This window comes from Pedobacter vanadiisoli, assembly GCF_042684385.1.
Classification (GTDB): domain Bacteria; phylum Bacteroidota; class Bacteroidia; order Sphingobacteriales; family Sphingobacteriaceae; genus Pedobacter; species Pedobacter vanadiisoli.
In genome coordinates this window covers 53,415-74,256 of sequence record NZ_JBHULL010000014.1, presented here as the reverse complement: position 1 = coordinate 74,256, position 20,842 = coordinate 53,415, and the positions used below count along the sequence as shown (strand labels likewise).

Genomic DNA, 20,842 nt, shown 5'->3' with positions numbered 1-20,842 from the left:
TTGTCCATTAAAACCAAAACGTTACCAAATAAATATTTTATTAAGATTAATAAAGTTTAAAAACATATCTTGGTCCTACTCAAAATCGCTCAAATGAAAAAAAATCTAATTATCGCTGTTGTTCTCAGTTTAACGTTCGCTTTTTACAGTTTCCAGTATATCAGATATCTGATTGAACTTTATTCAGTCATCAAAAGGAGTGATGGTACAATAGATTTTAGTTGGGCAGAGTATGTTACTCCGATTCTGCTTATCTTGAATCTGGCAGGCCTTATGCAGTTTGTGCTAAGCAAATATGAACGTTCGGGTATATTAAGGGCATTTTTACAGTTTAATATTCTTTTAGCGCTTATTTTTCACATTTTTAACGCCTATAGGAAGATATTTCCTAATCTTGAACCGTTGGAACATACAAATAGCCCACTAGGAGTCTTAGATTTTATTGGCTATGCCTATCTGATTTTTGAAATTTATGTCTTAATCACACTTCAAAATAACTTAATCCCTGTTTTACGGTTACAAGAAGATGGCAGTTTTACATTTGATGATGTAAACAAACCTAATCGTTTTCTTCATAGGCTATTCGATCTTTTATCAATTATAATGATTTATTATTTCTATCTTAAAATTGGGTCTTATTATAGGATCCGTTTTGATGAGAATAGAAATTATCTTGTTTTTTTTGAAACTAAAGCTTATTTCCCATTAACATTATTTGGTTTTCTTTATTACTTGATCTTTGAAGGTGTTTTTAACACATCAATTGGAAAAACCATTATGGGTAACATGGTTGTTAATAATGTTGCAGAAAAGCCGTCCATCATACAAAGAATCGGCCGGACTTTCGCCCGGATAATTCCTTTTGATGCACTTTCTTATTTATTTGGAGAAAGAGGATGGCACGATCGCATTGCAAATACTTATGTGGTAAAGGTTATGAAAAAATCACCGAACAATCCCCCTAAAGAATTAGGTTAATCTATTACTTGCCGAATTTTTCATTGAACATTTTCTCCAGTGCAAACATTTCATCACGCAGTTTTGCAGCTTGTAAAAAGTCCATCTCTTTAGCAGCTTTCTGCATATCTTTACGGGTATTATCAATGGCGCGCTGCAGCTCTGCCTTGCCCATATACTGTACAATCGGATCGGCAGCAATACTGATTTCGGCATTTTCGATGTATGCCCTGGCTTTATTATCACTGGCCTTTTGCGAGAAATCGAGTACTGAGGTCTGTTCTAAGATGGCTTCACGCGATTTGCCCACGGTTTTTGGTGTGATACCGTTCTCAAGGTTATAAGCAATCTGTTTTTCGCGGCGGCGATTGGTTTCATCTATCGTTTTCTCCATGCTTTCGGTCATGCCGTCGGCATACATAATCACCCTGCCTCTATCGTTACGGGCCGCACGACCTATAGTCTGGATCAGCGATTTTTCTGAACGCAAAAAACCTTCTTTGTCGGCATCCAAAATGGCAACAAGTGTTACCTCGGGCAAATCCAATCCTTCACGTAAAAGGTTAATACCCACCAATACATCAAATTCACCCAAGCGCAAACCACGAAGGATTTCAACCCGTTCCAAGGTCTTGATTTCAGAGTGGATATAACGCGTTTTAATGTTTAAACGATCCAGGTATTTGGTTAGCTCCTCTGCCATACGTTTGGTTAAGGTTGTAACCAGTACACGGCCGCCATCTTTTATGGTCAGGTCAATCTCGTCAAGCAGATCATCAACCTGGTTAATAGCAGGCCTGATTTCAATTACAGGATCCAATAAACCTGTTGGCCTGATTACCTGTTCAACTACTACCCCTTCTGATTTTTCGAGTTCATACTCAGCAGGAGTTGCACTTACGTAAATGGTTTGTGGCGCAAGAGCTTCAAATTCGTTAAAGTTTAGGGGCCTGTTATCCAGTGCTGCCGGTAAACGGAAACCATATTCAACTAACGAAAGCTTGCGCGACCTGTCGCCACCATACATGGCCCTGATCTGTGGCACAGTAACATGGCTTTCATCGATCACCATTAAATAATCATCCGGGAAATAATCCAGCAAACAGAAGGGACGCATACCCGGTTGCCGGCCATCGAAGAAACGGGAGTAATTCTCAATACCTGAACAATAGCCCAGCTCTTTCATCATTTCGATATCGAAATTAGTCCTTTCTTCTAAACGCTTGGCTTCCAGTAAATGTCTGTCGGCAATTAACTGGTTTTTTCGAACTTCCAATTCTTCCTGGATACCCCAGATAGAAGCATTGAAACGATCTTTGGGGGTAACAAAAAGGTTGGCCGGATAAATGGCCATGTCTTCTAATTTTTCGATGGTTTTGCCTGATACCGGATCGATGGTTGAAAGTTCTTCAATGTCATCGCCAAAAAATGAAATGCGATAAGCGTGATCGAGGTAAGCCGGAAAAACATCAACCGTATCCCCTTTAACCCTGAATGTTCCGCGTTTAAAATCTGTTGTGGTGCGCGAGTATAAAATTTCTACCAGGCTATGTAAAAAAGCATTGCGTGAAATCCTCAGTCCGACGCCAAAACGGAAAACCATTTTGGAGAAATCTTCGGGGTTACCCATACCATAAATACAGGAAATAGACGATACTACGATAATATCACGTCGGCCACTCATTAAAGATGATGTGGTGCGCAGTCGTAATTTTTCGATTTCCTCATTAATACTCAGGTCTTTTTCAATATAGGTATTACTGGACGCTATAAAAGCTTCAGGCTGATAATAATCGTAATAAGAAACGAAGTAATTAACAGAATTTTCGGGGAAGAAATTCTTAAACTCGCCATAAAGCTGTGCAGCCAGTGTTTTATTATGGCTTAAAATTAATGTTGGCCGCTGGGTCTGCTCAATTACATTGGCTATGGTAAAGGTTTTTCCTGATCCAGTAACCCCCAATAAGGTTTGATAATGTTCGTTGGCGTTAACCCCGTCAACCAATTGCTTAATGGCATTTGGCTGATCTCCGGTAGGTTTATATTCTGAGGTGATTTTAAATTTCATCGGTACCCAAATTTACTGAAATTTTTATAATGCTAAATGATTTAGCATGCTTTATTCAACCATCGAAAAGTAATTTTGTGTGGATGAATTGAAAAATTGCATGAGATAGGGCCTTAAAAAAATTATCCATTTTCTTAAATATACATCCACGCCACTTAAACAGCACACAATCTAGTAAATCGAAAGTTTAACTTTTGATTTACTAGGTTAATTTGTATATGTTAATTACCAGAACCCTAGCTACACAGCTGCGAAGCCGGCTAAAAAAATCGCCGGCAATAGCCATATTGGGCCCCAGGCAAGTTGGCAAAACTACGCTAGGCAAGCAACTTGAAAGTCATTACATTTATCTGGACATGGAAAACCCCAGGGATCTGGCCAAATTACAGGATGCTTATACTTTTTTAGAAAATCTACAGGATCAAATTGTAATTATTGACGAAGTACAATTACTGCCAGAATTATTTTCTTTACTAAGGCCTTTAATTGATGCAAAAAGAACGCCAGGAAGATTTATACTCCTTGGCTCGGCATCGCCAGAATTGGTTAAGGGAGTTTCTGAAACACTAGCTGGCAGAATTTCATACAACGAACTATGTCCTATTGGGCTAACTGAGCTACCAAAAGAGATAGCAGATGATCAACATTGGTTTCGGGGAGGCTTTCCAGAAGCACTTTTATCTGAAACTGATACCTTAAGCAAAGAATGGACAGATGACTTTATTGTGAGTTATGTAGAAAGGGATTTAGCTAAAATGTTTGGCATAGAATTAGCCCCAATTTTACTAAAGAATTTTTGGAGTATGCTTGCACATTTAAATGGAAATTTATTTAATGGCGAATCGTTTGCGAGATCGTTAGGGGTTAGCGCTCCCACTGTGAATAGATATCTGGACTTTTTGGAAGGTGGATATTTGATCAGGCGTTTACCTCCTTGGTTTGTGAATGCAAAAAAAAGATTAATTAAATCTCCTAAAACTTACATTCGCGATACAGGGATCTTACATCGTTTGCTAAATATTCCAAACTATAATGATTTATTTGGTCATCCAGCGATAGGCGCCTCATGGGAAGGATATGTAATTGAGCAGATTTATCAGCTTAAAACAAAACAAACAGAACTGTTCTTTTATCGTACTCAAACTGGTGCAGAATATGATTTGCTATTGGTTCAGGGCATTACACCAATTGCCTGTATTGAGATTAAGCTATCAAATGCACCAACTGTTTCAAAAGGTTTCATCAATTGCACGCAGGATCTTGAACCTAAGTATAAATATATAATTACCCCAAAGAGTGAAACATACCATACTTCAAACAATATTGTAGTCACGAATCTTAGGCATTTTCTATTAAATATCCTTCCAGAAATTCAATAAAAAATCCCCGTTGAAATTCAACGGGGATTTTTTTATTTACCTGCAGCCTGCTGCATTGGGTTTTTGCCTACCGACTGGCCCCTAACTGCACCACCGGCTTTTGCTTTGTAAGCTCTAAATTTACTTTCTTTAGCTTTACCACCCCAGCTATTGTTGCTGGTATCAATATCGGCTGTTTCGCGTAACGGATCAATCATAATAGAGGCTATTTCTTTATCCTTTACATAAAACTTAGACGTTTTCAATTCATTATGTCTCCAAATCTGCGCCGGGATGCGGTCGATTTCTTTGGTACCATCTTTATAGGTAAACTCTACAATGATTGGCATTACCAAACCACCCTTATTGCTGAAACTTAACTCATAAAGGAATTTATTTTTATATTTATCCTGCTCATCAGAAGGAACTACTTCTATGGGCAAACTACCCTCTACTTTGGTGGCTACAGTAGTATCAATGCTCACCATTCCCCTGTCGTATTTATAATAAAAATCCTGTGCTGCAGTATTCTTATCTACATAAAAGTTGATTTTTTTATCCTCGCGGTTTCTGATTTTTGAAATATCCTCAAAAGCATTTACGGCAGGCTTATCAATCTTAACCATGCGCGATCTTGCTGCAGGAACTTCTTTAGGAAAATCTACCTTAGCAAATTCTACACTATCCAATGAGATATCACACGGATCTGTTCCATAAAACCAGCCTCTCCAAAACCAATCTAAATCCTCGCCACTGGCATCTTCCATCGTACGGAAAAGATCTGCAGGTTCAGGATGTTTAAAGGCCCATCTTCTGGCATATTCTTTAAATGCATAATCGAAAAGTTCTCTGCCCATAATGGTTTCACGGAGGATATTTAGGCCAGTAGCCGGTTTCGAATAGGCATTAGGACCAAAACGCGCAATGTTTTCAGAGTTGGTCATAATTGGTTCCAGCTCATCTTTTGGCAGTTTCATGTAATCTACAATGGTGTAAGCCGGCCCTTTTTTGCTTGGGAATTTATTGTCCCAAAGTTCTTCGGTTAAATATTCAACAAAAGAGTTTAAACCCTCATCCATCCAGGTCCACTGACGCTCGTCGCTGTTTACGATCATCGGGAAAAAGTTGTGTCCAACCTCGTGAATAATTACCCCCAACATTCCATTTTTAGTGCTTTCGCTGTATGTACCATCAGTATCTGTACGGCCGTAGTTAAAGCAGATCATCGGATATTCCATTCCATTGGCCGCCTCAATACTCTGGGCAACCGGATATGGATAAGGGATGGTAAAATCTGAATAGGTTTTAATGGTATGCGCTACTGCACGGGTAGAAAATTTGCTATAAAGATTATAGGCTTCTTTTCCATAAAAGCTCATACACATTACCGTATTGTTATTGGCCTGTATTTTTTGCGGCATTGCATCCCAGATAAACTTGCGCGAAGAAGTCCAGGCGAAATCGCGCACATTATTAGCATTAAAAACCCAGGTCTTTTTAGCTGTCGATTTTTTAGTTTCCGCCGTTTTAGCTTCAGCTAAAGTCTGGATTTCAACAGGGGCCGAAGCCGTTTTGGCCGCATTATAGCGGCTTAACTGGGTTGGATTTAAAACGGCACTGTAGTTAATACACTCACCGGTTGCACCTACAAGATGGTCGGCCGGAACCGTCATCTGCACTTTAAAATCGCCAAAGGTTAAGGCAAACTCGCCTCTTCCTGTAAACTGATGGTTCTGCCATCCCTGAAAATCGCTGTATACACATAAGCGAGGGTACCATTGGGTCATGGTAAACAAATAGTTCCCATCTGCCGGGAAATATTCGTAGCCTCCACGGCCTCCAACCGACATCCGGTCTGTAATTTTATAGTTCCAATCAATGTTGAAGATCAATTTCTGGCCTGTTCTTAGTGCAACGGGTAAATCAACCCTCATCATGGTTTTATTAATCGTGTACTTTAGATTTTTACCTGTTGCATCCGTTAATTTGACAATGTTGACTCCATTGCCATTGTTTGCTGTTGTGCTTAACTGATCGAGGGTTTTGGTTGTGGCAGAAATAGGCATTCTAGTAGCATCCTGATAGTTTGCGTTCTTATCTGTACTATGCTCGTTTTCATCAAGCTGCAACCAGATATAGGTTAACGGATCAGGAGAATTATTGGTATAGGTAATGGTTTCAGATCCGGTGAGCAAGAGGTTCTTCTCATCCAGTTCGCACTTAATATTATAATCGGCACGCTGTTGCCAATATTTAACACCAGGTGCGCCACTGGCCGTACGTTGTTCGTTAGGTGTTGGTAAAATAGTACCCAACTGCTCGAATTTATTCCCGTGGTTGCTACCGGGGTTATTCTGAATATTTTGGGCAAAAGCTAAGCTACCTGAAAAAAGTAGTAAGCCGGTTAAAGTAAAGAGTTTATTCATTATGATGTTAGTTAAAAGGGATTCGTTCTAAAGCCATTTTTAAAGCCAGGCTAAACACGGCTGCAGATATAAATAAAACCCAGCTCAGGCGTTTGATGCGGGTATAGTTAAAAATGAAAAAAGTAATCAATAAAATGATCATTACCATAAAAACCTGTCCGGCCTCAAGCCCTACATTAAAGCCGAATAATCCCCAGCCAATGTTTTGGTCTTTTGCCAGCATAATCCGTATTGAATTGGCGAAACCCATACCATGAATCAATCCAAAGCCCAATGCCAAAAAGTAATTGATCTTAATTGATTTTAAGGAGAAATTCTTTCTAAAAAAATTGCTGATGGCCGTAATTACAATGGTGCAGGGAATGAGGAATTCTATCCATTTACTATCGAACCGAATAATATCCAATACACTTAAAAGCAAGGTAAGTGAGTGGCCGATGGTAAAAGCAGTAACCAATATGAGCACCTGTTTTAAATTGACATAACTGTAAATAGCCACCAATGCCAAAATAAAAAGTTGATGATCCAAAGCATCAAGGCTTATAATATGCTCCCAACCTAATTTAAAATAAAAGATAAAATCTTGCAATGGCATGAAATAATAAGCTAACTATTGAAGTTAAAATAGTTTAAAACGCTTAAAATTATGTTTTTAATTGCAAAAAGTCCAAATATCTTTCAATCAAAACAATAAATACCAAATTTGTTACTATTTTTTCCATTATTTGAAACGATTGTTTGCTTTAAACTTTAAATCATAACTTTGTTTACAACACCTTAATACTAATGTATAGTTTAAAATATATCATTTTGCTATTGTGCTTCGCCTGCTATTCTGTTAAGGCCGGCATAAAGCACCCTTTGCATGTAAGCACCACCGAAATAAATTTTAATGCCAAGGACAAAACCCTGGAAGTAAGCTGCCGGATTTTTTCGGATGATTTTGAAACCATTTTGGCTAAACTGTATAAGCAAAAAATCGATTTAAACAGTGCGAATATGAAAACCGAGATGGATGGGCTGATTAAAAAGTACCTGCTCTCCCATTTGCAGTTAAAAGCCAATGGAAAAGGCACTGTCTTAAATTATATCGGTTTCGAAATTGATCGTGAAGCGACCAATATCTACCTCGAAGTTGAAAGAATACCTGCTATAAAGTCAGTTGAGGTTAACGATACTATTTTATACGACCTGTTCGATGATCAGATGAGTATTGTGCACGTTGTAAAGGGCAGCACCCGAAAAAGCACCAAAATACTATACCCTGAAAAGAAGTTTGTAGCAAACTTTTAATTGTAATTTTTGTATTAATTAATCGTTCAATGTTAAATTACAGTTAATTTTAAAAAGGCTATATTAGGTTAATATAAGCTGAGAAATATTTCTTGTCATCTTTTTTTAAATTCCGTGTTGTTAAAATAAGTTATGCATCTAATCATCTTCTCCGATATATTAACACCCAGGATAAAGTATATCTTTAATTTTATTTTTAAGGATATCCTTAAAGCAGAAATAGAATTTACAGGTAATAGTCAGTATTTTTTGCAAAGCGAACAGGCTAAGATCAGTTATGGCAATAACCAATTAGGCGATGAGCTTTTTTTTAAAAGTGCAGCTTTGCTCTTTTCCAATAAGCTGGAAGAATTTAAGCCAAAAACCATTTCATTCGGCGGGTACCTCGTTCCTTTTCCGGTAGAGCAATCTGCTTTGCCTTTTGATGTTTTTGCAGCTTCCTTTTTTATGCTGAGCCGTTATGAGGAATACCTGCATCAAAAAAATACAGAAGAAGAATTTAAGCCTTCAAAAAGCTTTCAGCATAAATGGAAGGTTTTGGATAAACCTGTTATTGATGAGTGGGCATTGATGATTAAAAGCATTATCAAGAAGAAATATCCAAACTTTAAGTTTAATGAAAAGAAATTCAACCATCAACCTACCATTCACTTTAACATTTTACCGGGTTTACCAAAAGGATTTTTAAACCGGACTAAATTTATTTTCAGTGCACTTTTTAAGAAAGAGAATAATTACCTGAGTTCAAAGTTCGATAGGCTAACCGGAATTGGGTTGAATAATGAACAGGTACTGGAAAAAGTAAATAAAATGGTCGCTACTAAGAAAATTAAGCCCCTTTATTTTATCGATTTTCCGAATGTGCCGATGGATTATATAAAAATTAATGGTGTTTCCAGGCATTTTAAAGATCATTCTATTGGCTTGTTGAGGCCTTGTGCCAGCAACAGGCAAAAAATAAACGAAATTAAAGAAGGACTGATCAAACTCAAAAAAAGCCATCCGGTTGCAATTCCCTTAACCAGTCAGCAATTGGAAACATTAAAATTTCCGATCTGTTATTTGAATATTCTCAATTCAGGTATTACCGTCGATTATTCCATGGGCTACAGTAAGGTACCGGGCTTCAGGGCCGGAACCTGTACACCATTTGCCTGGTACGATCTGCAGCTCGAAAAAGTAACACCTTTAGTGGTAAATTCTTATTGTTTAACTGATGATGTTTTTCAATACTTAACAAAAGACTCAGCAGTGAAAATCCTGCACCAGTATATAGATGCAGTTAAGGTGGTAAATGGAACATTTTATAGCTGTTGGGATTTAAAAAGCTTATCCGATCAGCCTAAATATAAAAAACTGAGCTTGCTCTTTGTCCAAATGCTCAGTTATTCAGGAAATTGATTTATTATAAATAAAGCGGGCGGTTATATTTATGGCACTTTTGCCAAACTGATCATTGATGGCCTTATGATCACACCATTGAAAATCTATATAAAACGGAACCGATTTTTTAAATTATCCGCCTTAAAATTGTTAATTTTAACCATTAAACCCACACAGGACTAAATTTACAAGCCCTGAAACCTAAAGAATGATGATTTTTGATTTAAGCAAAACAAAATCTATTGCCAATACTTTTATCACAGAGTTACGGGATGAAAACATCCAGAAAGATTCAATGCGTTTCCGTAAAAACCTGGAAAGGCTTGGTGGTTTTTTTGCTTATGAAATCAGTAAATCACTAAAATATACGACTAAAGATATCACTACTCCTTTAGGGGTATCGGCTTGCGAAGTTTTAGCGCAACAACCCGTTCTGGCTACTATACTACGAGCGGGATTACCATTGCAGCAGGGTTTGCTCAATATTTTCGACAGGGCTGAATGTTGTTTTATTTCCGCTTACAGAAAGGTAGAAAAAGGCGGCGATTTCGTGATCCAGATGGATTATATTTCTACACCCGATTTGGATGGTAAGGTGCTGATTATGGCCGATCCTATGCTGGCAACAGGGCAGAGCATGGTGATGTGCTGCAAAGAATTGATTAACCGCTATAAAATTGAAGAACTCCATATCGTTGCTGCAATAGCCAGTACAGAAGGGGTTGCCCATGTACGAGCCAATCTGCCTAAAGCCAAACTTTGGCTAGGCGCCATTGATGAAGAAATGACCAGCAAATCTTACATCGTTCCGGGACTTGGCGATGCAGGCGACCTGGCTTATGGAGAGAAGGTTTAAATTAGTCTTCAGTCTGTAGTCTATTGTCCAGAGTTGTTAACCCTCATGAAATAAAAATTGAATATCCTCTTTGTTTGCAGTAGGAATAAATGGCGTAGTGCTACTGCCGAAACCATTTATAAGAATCATGCCGAACATCAGGTACGCTCAGCCGGTACAGAACCAGCGGCAAGGATTAAAATCACCGCCAAGCTGATCATTTGGGCTGATCTGATCTTTGTGATGGAGAAAAAACATAAACAAAGAATTATGGAGCGTTTCCCTGAAGAGAGCTATGGAAAGGATATGATTACACTCGATATCCCAGACGATTATCAGTATATGGATGAGGAGCTTATCGAGGAGATTAACGCAAAGACAGGAGAATATTTATAGCAGATTCGTACTACAAATAAATGAACTGTATAATGGAACAGTTTAAATTCAAACCTTTCAAAGAATTTATAATCAACGATCATTAAGTTACCTTTGTGAAAAACATCACAAATGAAAAAACATATCTTCTTCGATCTCGATCATACCATCTGGGATTTTGACCGCAATGCTGAAGAAACATTACACGAGCTTTATCATATCTATAAACTGGACGAACTTGGCCTTAAATCCTGTAGTGATTTTATCAATACCTATACCCGGAACAATCATCAATTATGGGCCGACTACCACTTGGGAAAAATTACCAAAGACTTTTTAAGATCGGAGCGTTTTAGCAAAACGTTTATTCAGTTGGGTGTACATCCTGATGCCGTTCCACATCAGTTTGAGGATGATTATGTAAACATTTCGCCTACTAAAACCAACCTGTTCGAAGGGGCAGAAAATGTGCTCGCTTATTTGCAACAAAAATATACCCTGCATATTATCTCTAATGGTTTTAAGGAAACTACCTTGACCAAAATGCACCTATCAAACCTGAACCCCTATTTCAAAAATGTAATTATTTCGGAAGATGTGGGCGTAAACAAGCCCAATCCCATCATTTTTGAATATGCATTAGATAAAGCAAAGGCTTTAAAAGAAGAAAGCATCATGATTGGCGACAGCTTGGAAGCTGATATTTATGGTGCCTTAAATTTTGGTATGGAGGCCATTTTTTTTAATCCTTTGCAAAAAGAAAAACCCCAGGATGTAAAACAGCAGATCGTTCATTTAGAAGAATTACTGAAACTTTTTTAATCCTACTCCTTTTTTATTTGATTTTGGCATTTGTTTGGCATTAATTGAATACACACAAAATGAAACCATAATTAAAATGAAAACAACCATCTTTTTAGGACTGGCAATGTTATTTGCTACCCTGACTTTCGCTCAAAATAACTACAGATCTGCCGAAGTTTTCCTGGAAATCGTTAATCCGGGCAAGTACAACGTGTATCTGGACGAAGAACTTGTTTCATCAGCCAAGGGTAGGTTCCGTTTTTACGATGTCTACAATTCTACACCAGTACTCTCTATTTTTCAGGGCAATACAGAAATCTTAAAACAAAGGATCAGCGTGATCCCGGAGCAAAGGCTTGTTTTAAGCTTAGAGGGTAAGGAATTAACTACGGTGAAACAGCTGAACATCTTTCGGAACAGGCAGTACACGCTCGACGATTTTGATGGATACACCGGAGATTACAATACGGGAATTGTTCCACCCGTGCTGCCGCAACCAGATCTGACTTACCGATTATTATCGCCTGAGGCTTTTCAGGAATTTTATGCCAATTACAAGAAAACGAGCTTTGATATTGATAGGGTGAGGTTAATCAATGCTGTAAATAAGAAAGCTTCATTTTCCAGCAGTCAATGTAAACTTATTCTCAAACCGTTTATTTTCGATGCTGAACGTTTAAAAATTGCTAAAATCCTTTATCAAACCGTTGTTGACCCGCAAAATTATTTTACCCTCGCTGAAACTTTCGAATTTTTAAATTATAAAGATGAATTTTTAAAATTCTTGGAGAACCAGTAATTCAGCTTATCTTTATAATATGAGGGCTGCAAAAATAAAGGCATCGATACATAGGATTGTTGATGCCTATAAATCGAAACTATCTGCTTATGCTGATGATGTTTTTCAGCAGCAACCACCTATAGCCGGCTGGAGTTACAGCGAAGTATATTCGCACATTTTCGATTCGAGCCTGCTATCGCTCAGGGCTGTAGATCATGCTGCAAAAGGCAAGGGGGAGGATAAGCCAACGGCTTTGGCCGTGAGGCTCATTTTGTTATTAGGTATATTGCCACCCGGGCAATTTAAAGTACCTAAAAAACTGGCCGACCGGGTAAAAAAAATCAGCCAAACAGAAGCCCTTGACCTTATTTTAGCATTTGAAGAGGCTTTAGACGAGAACTATCCCTCAGTGGCCTCTGCAACTGCCCATTCTAAAATCAAACATCCACGGCTAGGCTATCTGAATGCCAAACAATGGTTAAGGTTTATTGAAATCCATTTAGAACACCACCTCAAACAACTAGAAAGAATAGAAAAGAGTTTTCGAGCGTAAATTAATTTCGCCATATTTGAGTAGTACTTAACACTCAATTCTCATGAAAAACGCTTTTTACCTTCTGGCTATAGCTTTGTGCTTCGCCTGCCAGGGCGAAAAAAAACAACCCGCCCAGGTGATGATCCCAACGCCAGCAGGAATGCAGGGACTGCAAAAAGGTAATACAACGGCGGCAGCAACACCGGCTGTTACTACAAAAAGTAACCTTATTTTCAATCCGCCCCATGGGGAGGCCGGGCATACCTGTGCATTGGCTGTTGGCGCTCCATTAAACCCCACTGCCAGAGTGCAGCCCCAACCAAATGCAAATCCGCAGCCAACACCTAAACCAACGACAGCTGTTGTAAATACTTCAGGGAAAAAGCTGAACCCTAAGCATGGCGAGCCTGGCCACAGATGTGATATAGCCGTTGGCGCACCTTTGGATAGTAAACCAACGCAAGTGGTTACCACTACCCAACCGGCGGTTACGCAGGTATCAGGCGTAAAAGTAGGTAAAGGTTTAAATCCACCCCACGGCCAGCCTAACCACAGGTGCGATCTTGCCGTAGGTGCACCACTGAACAGCAAGCCTGCACCAATTGCAAACCCAGCGCCAACTCCAATACCTGAAGCTAAAACTACCGAAACAAAAGTGCTTGAAACAAAAAGTGAGCGCTAATGGCGAAATAAGCAACAAAAATATTTGAATTTAGAGTACCCAACTTAACGCACATTTTTTTACATCTTTGCGTTAATGAAATTACCCGCCATAAAAGGTTTTGATGAGGAAGCATTTAACAAGTATTTAAAAAATACGGGATGGTTGATGTTCGGGAAGATACTGAGCATGATTGTGGGCTTTGTGGTTGCCCGGTTCCTGGGGCCAATTTCTTTCGGAGATTTAAGCTTTGCTGATGCCTTTACCGCAATTGCAGCAGCCATTGGCGCATTAGGTCTGGATACTTTTATCATTAGGGAAATACTAAACGATCCGACAAAAAAGGATGAAATCTTAGGAACATCTTTATTGCTGAGGCTGGGTGTTAATCTTCTACTGATCCCTATTTCAGTAGTCTTATATTATATATTTCATAAATTATCCAACAATCCTGGCGAACCGTTAACTTATGTAGTTGCGTTACTATCTTTCGCTGCATTTTTTAAATCATTTAACGTAATCGATTCCTACTTCCAATCGCAAGTACAATCTAAATATGTAGTCCATATTCAAAATATCTGTGTAATTCTTTCAGCACTAGTTAAAATATTGCTTGTTATTTTAAACATGCCGGTTATATGGTTTGCCTGGGCATTGGTTTTCGATGGTTTTATTCTTGCCTTAGGCCTGGTTTTGCTCTACCAGAGCAAAGGCTTTAACCTGTTCGACTGGCATTTTAAGCGGGCGCGTGCAAAATCACTTTTGAAACAGTCGGCTCCCTTAATATTATCGGCGGTAATGGTATCGATCTACATGAAGATAGATCAGGTTATGTTAAAAACCGAAGGAAGTAGCGCCGTTGGCATTTACAGTGCCGTGGCTAAAATTAGCGAAGCCTGGTATTTTATTCCGGTAGCCATTGTTACCTCTGTTTTCCCGGCTTTAATAAATGCACGAAAAACTGATCATGAACGTTATATTAAACGATTACAAAACCTATACGACCTATTGGTGGCAATAAGTTTACCCGTTGCAGTCATTATTACTTTTGCCTCAACATTTATTATTCACATTATTTACGATAACCGCTTTGGAGGTGCAGAACACATGCTGCCCATCCACATTTGGTCTGGTGTTTTTGTATTCTTAGGAAGTGCCAGCTCCCAGTATTTATTGGCCGAGGGATTTACTAAGATTTCCTTTTACCGCACTGCTTTCGGAGCACTGATCAATATTTTGCTAAACCTCTGGTTAATACCTTTATACGCGGGTATCGGTGCCTCAATTGCCACCCTTATTGCCTGTGCCAGTTCGGCATTTTATCTTTTATTAATTCCTAAAACCCGTCAACAGGGTATAATGATGTTAAAATCATTACTTTTGGTTACGGCATTTCAAAAAATATTTAAACGTTGAGTACTCTTAAAGCATTAACAACACTAATTGCTAAGCCAAACAGGCTTAAAGCATTATTATCATACGGACATAAAGGATATTTAAGCAGCATTGGCTGGTTTACAGCCTTTGACAAAAAACAGGCCGTAGATGGAAACGGGAAGGCATTGCCCTGGGTAACTTATTCTTTCATCGATTTTATTAAAGAACGTATCAACAAAACACAACATATTTTCGAATATGGATCGGGCAGCTCTACACTATTTTATGCAGAGCGGGCAGCTTCAGTTACCTCGGTAGAGCATGATAAAGGCTGGTATGATAAGGTGAAAAACACCAGCCCAGCAAATGCCGAAATGATATTTTGCCAACTGGAAAAGGATGGAGAATACGCTAAAAAAGCAACTTTGCTTAACCGCAAATTCGACATTATTATTGTAGATGGCCGCGACCGCGTAAACTGTTGTAAATATAGTGTTGAAGCACTTTCCTCAAATGGCGTGCTGGTATTGGATGACAGTGAGCGCGAAGTGTATCATCCGGCGCGCGTGCTGTTAAAAGAGCAGGGATTTAAAGAAATCAGTTTTAGCGGAATTTCACCCGGACTTTTTTACGAAAAAGCAACTTCGGTTTTTTATAAACAGGATAATTGTTTAGGTATTTAATACAGTTGGAGGCATGTTAAGCGAAGAAGTAAAAACAGCATACGATAATTTTTATACCAACAGCGATGTGGCCTGGCGAATGCTTGGTGCCAAATATAAGGCCCAGAATATTGTTGAGGTATGCAAAGGCCTGAAACCCAAAAAAGTGCTTGAGGTTGGCGCAGGCGATGGCAGTATTTTGCATTTTTTAAACGAATGGCATTTTGCACCAGAGCTTTATGCTTTAGAAATTGCACAAAGTGGTGTCGAAATTATTAAAGAACGTAACCTGGCAAGCTTAAAAGAGGTTCAGACTTTTGACGGCTATAAAATTCCTTATGGAGATGATACTTTCGACCTGATCATCCTTGCACATGTTTTAGAACATGTAGAACACGAAAGAATCCTGATCCGTGAACTAAAGAGGGTTGCGAAATACATTGTGGTTGAGGTGCCAAAGGATTACCGGTACGGCGTGGACCAACGGATGAAACACTTTTTGGATTATGGCCATATCAACATGTATACGCCAACATCTTTAAGGTTCTTGCTACAGAGTGAAGGATTGGAAATTCTGGAAGATAAAATTTCGATAACTGCTCCTGAAACGGTAAAATTTAACGAATTTATCAATAGAAAGGCACCAAAAACATTTACCAAGAACCTAAAAATTGAGCTAGAATACCGCATTAAGAGAACTTTGGGTAACCTGTTCGGAAGAAAAAAACAGGAACAATTTGCTAATGCCTATACGGTATTAACCAAAAAATCAGATCATAACCTGCAGATATTTTAGGTTTATATGGCAAATAATATAAGGTACTTAAACCTAATCTTCCTTTAATGGTAAAAACTAACATGCAAAACCTTGCGCCCATAGCACTTTTCGTATATAACCGCCCTCAACATACCGAGCGCACGTTAAAATTCCTGCAACAGAACGAACTGGCTGCCGAAAGCCATTTGTACATCTTTTCTGACGGAGCAAAAACCATTCGTGATGAAGAAAATGTGGCTGAGGTAAGGAAAATTATCAATAAAACAAAGGGTTTTAAATCAGTTAAAGTAATTGAGAGAAAGGATAATGCAGGCTTGGCTAATTCGGTAATTGCAGGTGTTACCCGGTTAATAGAGGAATACGACCAGGTGATTGTTTTTGAAGATGATCTGGTTACCTCTCCGCATACTTTGCATTATTTCAACGAAGCACTAAACCGCTACAGAGAAGAAGAAAAAGTAATGCACATTGGTGCCTATATGTATCCTTTAAAGGCAGAAGAACTATCGCAGTCGTTTTTTTACAGAGCGGCCACCAGCTGGGGATGGGCCACATGGGCAAGGGCCTGGAAAAACTTCGAACCCGATATCGATATACTTTTAAAACAGTTTGATAAAAAGAAAAAAGCCGCTTTCTCAATTGATAATAAAATGAATTTCTGGAAGCAGATGCTGGAATTCAAGAAAGGAAAAAATAATAGCTGGGCCATCAGGTGGTATGCTTCTATTTTCTTAAAGGGCGGCCTAACACTTAATCCGTCACAGTCACTGGTAAACAATATAGGGCATGACGGTACAGGGGTGCACTCGGGAATAAACGATATCTATAACGTAATCATCAACCCTAAACCAATTGTCGAATTTCCTACTATAATTAAAGAAGATGCAGTGGCTTACAAAGCCATCAAATCATTTTTAGCCAAACGTAAAGGTAATATGGTAACCCGTGTGCGCCGTTTCGTTAAAGAAAAACTGGCTCAGTATTTTTCAAAAAAATAAACGCGATATTCCTGCCTGTTGTGAGCTATTAAAAAAATGACAAACCTTTTTTTGATAGGCCTTGTTGCTTTTATACATCGAAACTATAAAAAATAACAACATGAAAACAGCAACAGCAACAGCAGAAGTATTAAATGACCTGATCCAGATTAATAACGACCGTATTGAAGGTTATGAAAAAGCCCGTCAAGAATTAAAAGATGAAGATGCAGATCTGAAATCGCTATTCTTAAATATGATTGACCAGAGTCATAAATATAAAATGGCTTTAGCTACAGAAGTAACTGCCCTGGGAGAAGAAATAGAAACAGGAACCACCAATTCTGGTAAAATTTACAGGGCCTGGATGGATGTAAAGGCTATTTTCACCGGTCACGACCGTAAAACAGTATTAAATAACTGTGAGTTTGGAGAAGATGCTGCACAAAATGCGTATAAAATGGCCTTAGAGGAAGAAGATCTTCCTTCAAACATCAGGGAATTAATTTCTGATCAGAAAGCATCGTTAAGAGTATCACACGATGAAATTAAAAGATTACGTGACAGCCAGGCATAATTAAACAAGAATAATAACAGAAAACCCTCCTTCGATTTATAAATCAGGGGAGGGTTTTTTATTGTAGCCGTCATCTCGACTGTAGCAAAGCGGAATGGAGAGATCTATCTAGACAGATTTAGCTTCGCTGAGCCTACGGGTTCTCGGCTTCATTTCATTTCGCTCGAAATGACGAAAAGCTATGCTTCCAATTCCTTATCCAGATGTTCGGTAACACGTTGTATTGTATTATCAATTGTATTGCTTAAAATGGTTAAATAAGATCCTTTTTGTGCCGATTCAATTGCTATCCTTAAACATTCGGTGCTTTTATTGTTTACAATGATCTCTTTACCCGGATCAACTTCCCTGATGCCTTTGATCAACAAATCGATAAGTTCCTGTTGTTGTCTGCCGCGTAAATATTTTTCCTGGCAAATATAAATCTTATCAAACATCTGTGCAGAAATGCGGGCTGTTTCAATAATGTCTTCATCCCTTCTATCGCCGGTTGCCGAAATAATACCCACATGTTCAGTAGCTTCTACCCCCTGTAAGAAACCTTTTATCCCGTTAAACCCATCAGGATTGTGAGCAAAATCTACCAGGACTTTAAAATCCTTAAACCTAAAAATATTCATCCTTCCTGGGGTATGTGCTGTTGAAGGGATAAAAGTTTCTAACGATAAACGGATATCTTCAGGCTTATAGCCCCATAAATAAGCTGCCAAGGTAGCAGCAAGCACATTTTGAATCATGAAGTTTACCGAACCACCAAAAGTTAGCGGAACGTGTGTGGCTTTATCAACCCTTAATTTCCAGTCGCCGGTTTTAATGGTAATAAATCCGTTTTCATAAATCGCTGCAATTCCACCTTTCCTGCAATGTTCTTTAATTACCGGATTGTTCTCATCCATACTAAAGTAAGCCACATTACAACGGGCATCTTTGGCGATACGGACGCAATAACCATTATCTGCATTTAATACCGCCCAGCCTTTACGGCGTACTGCGCCAATCACAACCGCTTTAACCCGGGTTAAATCGTCGAGATTGTGGATGTCAGACAGGCCCAGGTGATCTTCCTGAATATTGGTTACCACACCGATATCGCAGGCATTAAAGCCCAGTCCAGCCCTTAAAATCCCCCCACGCGCGGTTTCTAAAACAGCAAACTCCACTGTTGGGTCTTTTAACATAAATTCTGCACTTACCGGCCCAGTGGTATCGCCTTTCATCAGCATGGTGTTGTGTACATAAACCCCATCGCTCGTGGTAAAACCTACACGTTTACCATTGCTACGGATAATATGTGCAATTAAACGGGTGGTAGTGGTTTTTCCGTTGGTTCCGGTTACAGCAATAATCGGGATCTGTGATAATTTACCCTGTGGATAAAGCATATCGATCACCGGTGCCGCAACGTTGCGTGGTAAACCTTCGCTAGGTGCCAGGTGCATTCTGAAGCCGGGGGCGGCATTAACTTCTAAAACCACTCCACCATTTTCGGTTAAAGGCTGGGTGAGGTTCTGTGCCATAATATCAATACCGCAAATATCCAGTCCGATCACCCTCGAAATCCGTTCGCAGATAAAAATATTCTGTGGGTGCACAATATCGGTAACATCTATAGAAGTACCCCCAGTACTTAAATTGGCAGTCGATTTTAGGTAAACGATCTCTCCTTTTTCAGGAATCGTTTCTAGCGTATATTCTTTTTTGGCGAGTAAATCCAGCGTGTCACGATCAACAGCAATTTCCGTTAACACATTTTCGTGACCATAGCCACGGCGCGGATCTTCATTTTCCTTATCAATTAATTCCTGGATGGTATGGATACCATTTCCTCTTACATGAGCCGGATCGCGCTGTGCTGCAGCAACCACTTTATGATCGATCACCAGTACGCGAAAATCGTATCCGGTGATAAATTTTTCAATAATTACCCTTCTCGAGTAGGTTTTGGCATATTCAAAAGCTGCTACCGCACCTTCCATTGTTTTTACGTTAATGGTGGCCCCTTTACCATGGTTGCCGTCTAAAGGCTTAAATACCAACGGAAAGCCTACTTTATTAACCGCAGCCTCAAGGTCGTCAGGACTGGAAATCGTTACACCCGAAGCTACCGGGATAGCGGCCTCTGTGAGTAAACGTTTGGTTTCTTCCTTATTACTGGCAATATCAACCGCAATGCTGCTGGTTTTTTCAGTCATGGTGGCCCTAAAACGCACCTGGTTTTTGCCATAGCCCAGTTGTACCAACGAACTTTTATTTAACCTGATCCACGGAATACTTCTTTTTACCGCCTCTTCTACAATTGAAGCGGTACTCGGACCCAAAGCTTCCAGTTCGCGGATTTCCTTCATCCTGCGGATATCATGCTCTAAATCGTATTCCACGTTGTTAATCAAGGCCTCGGCAATCCTTACCGCTGCTTCTGCCGAATAAACACCCACTTTCTCTTCAAGGTAACTGAAAACCACATTATAAATGCCTTCGGTTTTGGTCATTCGTGTCCTTCCGAAACCAGTGTCCATTCCTGCAAGCGTCTGTATTTCAAGGGCTATATGTTCAATTACATGGCCCATCCAGGTACCCTCTTTTACACGGGTAAAAAAACCGCCTTCAACACCTTTTGAGCAACGGTGCGTAAACATGCTCGGTAACAGTTTTTCTATCCTTTCGCTAAACCCCTCTATAACATTGGTTGGTTTTTGCTCTAAATCTTCTAAATCCAATCGCATCTGGATCAATTTCTTCCGGTTGATCGACCAAATATTAGGCCCTCTCAGTACTTGTATGTTTAATATCTTCATGTAATGTTTTGTTAATTTTAATGGTAATAAGGATTTGGGACAGCCTTTTTTAACTCAGTTTTGAGCACGAAATTGATGACTGTAAAATATACATTTATTTTGAAATTAGGCTTCCTATTTACGTAAATCAATTTTAAGACCTATTTGTTTTATTTTCAAGCACTATTATGTTAATTTTAGGTTAGATTACTTTAACGTTT

Annotated in this window: 19 protein-coding genes; 15 read left to right on the top strand and 4 right to left on the bottom strand. The window is 39.1% G+C overall.

Annotation, left to right across the window (positions count from 1 at the left end; genetic code table 11):
* Positions 1-93 precede the first annotated feature (93 nt).
* The gene (locus ACFSR6_RS16670; RefSeq protein ID WP_379080850.1) at positions 94-978 is read left to right on the top strand and encodes an RDD family protein; all 885 of its coding nucleotides are present in this window, start codon (positions 94-96) and stop codon (positions 976-978) included.
* A gap of 4 nt (positions 979-982) precedes the next feature.
* On the opposite strand, the gene uvrB is transcribed toward ACFSR6_RS16670, so the two are convergent.
* Positions 983-3,025, bottom strand: coding sequence for an excinuclease ABC subunit UvrB (gene uvrB / locus ACFSR6_RS16665; protein ID WP_379080848.1), 2,043 nt, complete (start codon positions 3,023-3,025; stop codon positions 983-985).
* Between the two features lie 218 nt (positions 3,026-3,243).
* Between uvrB and ACFSR6_RS16660 the strand changes: the two genes are divergently transcribed.
* On the top strand, positions 3,244-4,404 hold the full coding sequence (locus tag ACFSR6_RS16660; RefSeq protein WP_379080844.1) for an ATP-binding protein: 1,161 nt from the start codon (positions 3,244-3,246) through the stop codon (positions 4,402-4,404).
* Between the two features lie 32 nt (positions 4,405-4,436).
* Here ACFSR6_RS16660 and ACFSR6_RS16655 read toward each other — a convergent pair whose 3' ends face one another.
* Complete coding sequence (locus tag ACFSR6_RS16655) at positions 4,437-6,809, bottom strand: M1 family metallopeptidase (protein WP_379080842.1); 2,373 nt, start codon at positions 6,807-6,809, stop codon at positions 4,437-4,439.
* A 7-nt stretch (positions 6,810-6,816) separates the two neighbouring features.
* Positions 6,817-7,404 carry a HupE/UreJ family protein gene (locus ACFSR6_RS16650; protein ID WP_379080840.1) on the bottom strand — a complete coding sequence of 196 codons (588 nt, stop codon included), beginning with the start codon at positions 7,402-7,404 and terminating at the stop codon, positions 6,817-6,819.
* 191 nt (positions 7,405-7,595) lie between these two features.
* Here ACFSR6_RS16650 and ACFSR6_RS16645 point away from each other — a divergent pair, with 191 nt between their 5' ends.
* From ACFSR6_RS16645 to ACFSR6_RS16585, 13 genes are all read left to right on the top strand, one after another.
* Positions 7,596-8,102: a DUF6702 family protein gene (locus ACFSR6_RS16645; protein ID WP_379080838.1), complete on the top strand. Its 507-nt coding sequence runs from the start codon at positions 7,596-7,598 to the stop codon at positions 8,100-8,102.
* 132 nt (positions 8,103-8,234) lie between these two features.
* Complete coding sequence (locus tag ACFSR6_RS16640) at positions 8,235-9,503, top strand: DUF7033 domain-containing protein (RefSeq protein ID WP_379080836.1); 1,269 nt, start codon at positions 8,235-8,237, stop codon at positions 9,501-9,503.
* Between the two features lie 193 nt (positions 9,504-9,696).
* Positions 9,697-10,341 (top strand): uracil phosphoribosyltransferase, encoded by a 645-nt coding sequence (upp, locus tag ACFSR6_RS16635; RefSeq protein ID WP_379080970.1) that lies wholly within the window; start codon positions 9,697-9,699, stop codon positions 10,339-10,341.
* 57 nt (positions 10,342-10,398) lie between these two features.
* A complete protein-coding gene (locus ACFSR6_RS16630) occupies positions 10,399-10,716 on the top strand; it encodes a low molecular weight protein tyrosine phosphatase family protein (RefSeq protein ID WP_379080834.1) in 318 nt (105 codons plus the stop codon).
* A 111-nt stretch (positions 10,717-10,827) separates the two neighbouring features.
* A complete protein-coding gene (locus tag ACFSR6_RS16625; protein ID WP_379080832.1) occupies positions 10,828-11,517 on the top strand; it encodes a YjjG family noncanonical pyrimidine nucleotidase in 690 nt (229 codons plus the stop codon).
* Positions 11,518-11,593: 76 nt separating this feature from the next.
* Positions 11,594-12,298 (top strand): DUF4476 domain-containing protein, encoded by a 705-nt coding sequence (locus ACFSR6_RS16620; RefSeq protein WP_379080831.1) that lies wholly within the window; start codon positions 11,594-11,596, stop codon positions 12,296-12,298.
* Positions 12,299-12,317: 19 nt separating this feature from the next.
* Entirely contained in the window at positions 12,318-12,833 is a 516-nt protein-coding gene (locus tag ACFSR6_RS16615; RefSeq protein WP_379080829.1) for a DinB family protein, read from the top strand.
* A gap of 43 nt (positions 12,834-12,876) precedes the next feature.
* Positions 12,877-13,497: a hypothetical protein gene (locus ACFSR6_RS16610; RefSeq protein WP_379080828.1), complete on the top strand. Its 621-nt coding sequence runs from the start codon at positions 12,877-12,879 to the stop codon at positions 13,495-13,497.
* A gap of 75 nt (positions 13,498-13,572) precedes the next feature.
* Positions 13,573-14,892, top strand: a complete 1,320-nt coding sequence (locus ACFSR6_RS16605; RefSeq protein ID WP_379080826.1) for a flippase — start codon at positions 13,573-13,575, stop codon at positions 14,890-14,892.
* On the top strand, positions 14,889-15,536 hold the full coding sequence (locus ACFSR6_RS16600) for a class I SAM-dependent methyltransferase (protein WP_343522514.1): 648 nt from the start codon (positions 14,889-14,891) through the stop codon (positions 15,534-15,536). The genes ACFSR6_RS16605 and ACFSR6_RS16600 overlap by 4 nt, the downstream gene beginning before the upstream one ends.
* 13 nt (positions 15,537-15,549) lie before the next feature.
* Complete coding sequence (locus ACFSR6_RS16595; RefSeq protein ID WP_379080824.1) at positions 15,550-16,311, top strand: class I SAM-dependent methyltransferase; 762 nt, start codon at positions 15,550-15,552, stop codon at positions 16,309-16,311.
* Between the two features lie 62 nt (positions 16,312-16,373).
* Positions 16,374-17,291, top strand: a complete 918-nt coding sequence (locus ACFSR6_RS16590) for a glycosyltransferase family protein (RefSeq protein WP_379080968.1) — start codon at positions 16,374-16,376, stop codon at positions 17,289-17,291.
* Positions 17,292-17,391: 100 nt separating this feature from the next.
* The gene (locus tag ACFSR6_RS16585; RefSeq protein ID WP_379080822.1) at positions 17,392-17,847 is read left to right on the top strand and encodes a PA2169 family four-helix-bundle protein; all 456 of its coding nucleotides are present in this window, start codon (positions 17,392-17,394) and stop codon (positions 17,845-17,847) included.
* Positions 17,848-18,026: 179 nt separating this feature from the next.
* Here ACFSR6_RS16585 and cphA read toward each other — a convergent pair whose 3' ends face one another.
* Positions 18,027-20,642 (bottom strand): cyanophycin synthetase, encoded by a 2,616-nt coding sequence (gene cphA / locus ACFSR6_RS16580; RefSeq protein ID WP_379080820.1) that lies wholly within the window; start codon positions 20,640-20,642, stop codon positions 18,027-18,029.
* Positions 20,643-20,842 lie beyond the last annotated feature (200 nt).

Coding starts and splice junctions, on each gene's coding strand:
- ACFSR6_RS16670 (WP_379080850.1), top strand. CDS start 94: ATGAAAAAAAATCTAATTATCGCTGTTGTTCTCAGTTTAACGTTCGCT.
- uvrB (WP_379080848.1), bottom strand. CDS start 3,025: ATGAAATTTAAAATCACCTCAGAATATAAACCTACCGGAGATCAGCCA.
- ACFSR6_RS16660 (WP_379080844.1), top strand. CDS start 3,244: ATGTTAATTACCAGAACCCTAGCTACACAGCTGCGAAGCCGGCTAAAA.
- ACFSR6_RS16655 (WP_379080842.1), bottom strand. CDS start 6,809: ATGAATAAACTCTTTACTTTAACCGGCTTACTACTTTTTTCAGGTAGC.
- ACFSR6_RS16650 (WP_379080840.1), bottom strand. CDS start 7,404: ATGCCATTGCAAGATTTTATCTTTTATTTTAAATTAGGTTGGGAGCAT.
- ACFSR6_RS16645 (WP_379080838.1), top strand. CDS start 7,596: ATGTATAGTTTAAAATATATCATTTTGCTATTGTGCTTCGCCTGCTAT.
- ACFSR6_RS16640 (WP_379080836.1), top strand. CDS start 8,235: ATGCATCTAATCATCTTCTCCGATATATTAACACCCAGGATAAAGTAT.
- upp (WP_379080970.1), top strand. CDS start 9,697: ATGATTTTTGATTTAAGCAAAACAAAATCTATTGCCAATACTTTTATC.
- ACFSR6_RS16625 (WP_379080832.1), top strand. CDS start 10,828: ATGAAAAAACATATCTTCTTCGATCTCGATCATACCATCTGGGATTTT.
- ACFSR6_RS16620 (WP_379080831.1), top strand. CDS start 11,594: ATGAAAACAACCATCTTTTTAGGACTGGCAATGTTATTTGCTACCCTG.
- ACFSR6_RS16615 (WP_379080829.1), top strand. CDS start 12,318: ATGAGGGCTGCAAAAATAAAGGCATCGATACATAGGATTGTTGATGCC.
- ACFSR6_RS16610 (WP_379080828.1), top strand. CDS start 12,877: ATGAAAAACGCTTTTTACCTTCTGGCTATAGCTTTGTGCTTCGCCTGC.
- ACFSR6_RS16605 (WP_379080826.1), top strand. CDS start 13,573: ATGAAATTACCCGCCATAAAAGGTTTTGATGAGGAAGCATTTAACAAG.
- ACFSR6_RS16595 (WP_379080824.1), top strand. CDS start 15,550: ATGTTAAGCGAAGAAGTAAAAACAGCATACGATAATTTTTATACCAAC.
- ACFSR6_RS16590 (WP_379080968.1), top strand. CDS start 16,374: ATGCAAAACCTTGCGCCCATAGCACTTTTCGTATATAACCGCCCTCAA.
- ACFSR6_RS16585 (WP_379080822.1), top strand. CDS start 17,392: ATGAAAACAGCAACAGCAACAGCAGAAGTATTAAATGACCTGATCCAG.
- cphA (WP_379080820.1), bottom strand. CDS start 20,642: ATGAAGATATTAAACATACAAGTACTGAGAGGGCCTAATATTTGGTCG.